Raw genomic sequence first — 3,042 nt, 5'->3', positions numbered from 1 at the left:
AAAGAACTATTTTCTTCATAAATTCCGCCATATATACATCTTTTAAGATGTTCAATAAAGTGTCCATATATATTTTTATTTACTATTCCTTTCCTTTTTTTCCCGATTTTAATTTCGCATTTCATTTTTTCCCCCATTAAAGTTATTTTAAAGCAACCCTCTAATTTTATTTAGATATTCGTTTGCTTTTTGAAAAAGTTCATCTGTCCAGAATTTTGGTGGATTAAGTAGAAAAAGGTCAATATTTGAATATATTCCTTGTTGTTCAATAATAAAGTCATGACTGATTGTTAAATTTTTTTTGCCATCCCATTGTTCATATTCCAGACCAGAATTTTTATATACAGCATTATAAAGTTGATAATCAATAGTTGCATCACATTCAACCCATGTATTATTAAGATATACAACAGTTGAGACATGAATTGTTGATTCAGAAATCAACTGGTAAATATCAGGTGGAACAATTGGTTTAAAGATATCTTTTTTAATAAGATAGACAATATATCCGGAGTAAATTTCTGCACATCTTAAAAGAGAAATCTGTAAACTTGATTTATTGAAACAATTTCCATATCCTTTTTTCAATGTTTCAGATGCTTTTGTATAAGGATAATCAAATCCGTATTTAACCTGTTCTCTTACAAAATTGAATATATTTATTGCTTTCTCTTCTAAGGTATTGATATTTTTTGTAAGAATCTCACTTCTCATTTTTAAATCAACATTCTCAATATCACAAACTTTTGTCGGGGAAATATATTCTTTTTCCATTTTTTATGATATTATAAAACAAATCAAGAAAATACAAAAAATGGAGGGAAAGATGAAAAATTTTATTTGGATTTTTTTAATGTTTATTTTCCTTTCGGGATGTTCAATAATTAAAGAAAACTGTCCAACCAAAAAGAAAGAAAAAAAATTATTTAACCCAGAAGGTAAAGCAGAAATTATCAAAAATACATCTGATTTAACCGAAGAAGGAAAAAGTGCAGAATTAGAGAAAAAAATAACTTATGGAATGGATGATAAACAGGTTGAAAAAATATTGGGCAATCCTTATGGAAAATACATCTCTGAAAGTGAAATGATGGAGGTTTGGTTTTACAATGATTTTTATGTTGGTTTTGATAAAAACAGGAAAGTAATAATATTTGAAATTTTTAATCCTGATAATTCCGCAAAATATTGAAATAAAGGATGAGAAAAATTAATGGAGTAGTTTTTGACTTTGATGGAACTATTATTCATAGTTTTATTGATTTTGGAAATATGAAAAGAAGAATAATTGAATTATGTATAAAATATAACTTAAAACCTCCGTCTAAAAATCTTCCTGCACTTGAACTAATCAAAGAAGTACAAAAAAATAATAAAGAAAACAAAAATATAACTGAATTCAAACGAGAAAGTGAAAAAATAATAATTGAAGAAGAAATAAAAGGAATGAAAAATGCAGTTCCTTATAAAGACATACTGACTCTTATTAAAAAATTAAAAACAAAAGGAATAAAAATTGGGATAATCACCAGGAATTGCAGGAAAGCAACTGAAATAGTTGTAAAAAAATTCTCAATTCCTTATGATGTTTTTTTAACAAGAGATGATGTAGAAAAAGTAAAGCCATCTCCATATCATTTAGAAAAAGCAATTGAAAAATTAGGAGTAAAAAAAGAAAACACAATAATTGTTGGAGACCATTATTTTGACATTTTATGTGGTAGGAAAGCAGGTATTTTGACATGTGGTATTGTTAGAGATGGGAAATTTGAATATTTTGGAAAAGAAATGCCTGATATTACATTTGAAAGTGGAAAAGAAATTGAATATCTTTGTGGCATAAGAAAATTTCAAAAAGGGAAATTGCCTCTTTCTCTTCTTGAATACCTTCTTACCAGATATACATATAAAGGGAAAGATATTATTAAAAGTTCTGGAATAGGAGTTGATGCTTCAATTTTCAAAATAAAAAACAATACAATTTATGCTAAAACAGACCCAATTATTCTTGTTGGGAAAGATATTGGCACTTACCTTATAAATATAAATAGTAATGATATTTCTGTTGCTGGTGGAAACCCAGATTACTTTCTTTCAACAATTATTTTTCCACAAAATATAAGTTTTCTTGAAATTGAAGATATTTTTTCTCAAATTTCTAATGAATGTAAAAAACATAAAATAAAATGGATAGGCGGACATACAGAAATTACTCCAAATGTTAAATCAATAATTTCTATTGGTTTTATGCTTGGCACACCAATAAAAAAACAAAAAAATGAAAAAATAAAAAAAGGAGATATTGTATTTATTTTAAAAGAAGTTGGGATTGAAGGTGCATCAATAATTGTAAGAGAAAAATATGACTATTTAAAAAAAATTTTCAGTGAAAAATATCTTGAAAAAGTCAAAAATTCAATTAAAAACCCTGGAATAGGAATAAGTGAAGAATGTAAATTTCTATGGGAAAATTTCAAAATTAAATTGATGCATGACCCAACAGAAGGTGGAATTTCAACCGCTCTTTATGAACTTTCAAGTGTTTCTGGACATAAAATTATTGTTTTATTTGAAAAAATCCCCTTTTATCCACCTGCATGTAAATTATGTAAAATTTTTAATCTAAATGTTACAGGAATAATATCTTCTGGTTGTATTATTGGAATAACTGAAAGGAAAGAAGTTGAAAAAATGAAAAAAGTGTTTAAAAAAAGAAAAATCAAATTTGAAATAATTGGAGAAATAGGCGAAAAAGGTTCTGGCGTTTTTATCAAAAAGAAAGAAAGGTTTATTCCCTTCCCAAAATTTGAAAAAGATGAAATAACCCTTCTTTCCTGATATTAACAATGGTATAAAAATTTAGTAAAGTTTTTAAAAACTTACTCAATTAACTTGCCATTTTTTGAAAAATCCAGTATTATAATAAACAAAAAGTAAATGTAATTTTGATAGTAAAAAGAAGTAGTGTCAAAAACTTAGATGAAAAAAGATGAAAAGGAAAATCCATCCCTTCCTTCCCTTGTCAAGGGAAGGAGTATTTTC

3 protein-coding genes are annotated in these 3,042 nt (G+C 26.3%); 2 read left to right on the top strand and 1 reads right to left on the bottom strand.

What is annotated here, in order from left to right; all coding sequences use genetic code 11:
* Nucleotides 1-147: 147 nt before the first annotated feature.
* Entirely contained in the window at nt 148-774 is a 627-nt protein-coding gene (locus tag PLW95_02835) for a transglutaminase family protein (GenBank protein ID HOV21600.1), read from the bottom strand.
* Between the two features lie 52 nt (nt 775-826).
* Between PLW95_02835 and PLW95_02830 the strand changes: the two genes are divergently transcribed.
* Entirely contained in the window at nt 827-1,192 is a 366-nt protein-coding gene (locus PLW95_02830) for a hypothetical protein (protein HOV21599.1), read from the top strand.
* 8 nt (nt 1,193-1,200) lie between these two features.
* Nucleotides 1,201-2,838: an HAD-IA family hydrolase gene (locus PLW95_02825; GenBank protein ID HOV21598.1), complete on the top strand. Its 1,638-nt coding sequence runs from the start codon at nt 1,201-1,203 to the stop codon at nt 2,836-2,838.
* The last annotated feature ends 204 nt before the right edge of the window (nt 2,839-3,042 follow it).

This window comes from bacterium (genome assembly GCA_035370465.1).
Taxonomy (GTDB): Bacteria; Ratteibacteria; UBA8468; order B48-G9; family JAFGKM01; genus JAGGVW01.
The sequence above is the reverse complement of the archived record's forward strand: the minus strand, read 5'-3'. Positions and strand labels throughout refer to the sequence as shown.

Bases quoted from the DNA above. Each gene is read 5' to 3' on its own strand.
- PLW95_02830 (HOV21599.1), top strand. From the start codon at position 827: ATGAAAAATTTTATTTGGATTTTTTTAATGTTTATTTTCCTTTCGGGA.
- PLW95_02825 (HOV21598.1), top strand. From the start codon at position 1,201: ATGAGAAAAATTAATGGAGTAGTTTTTGACTTTGATGGAACTATTATT.
- PLW95_02835 (HOV21600.1), bottom strand. From the start codon at position 774: ATGGAAAAAGAATATATTTCCCCGACAAAAGTTTGTGATATTGAGAAT.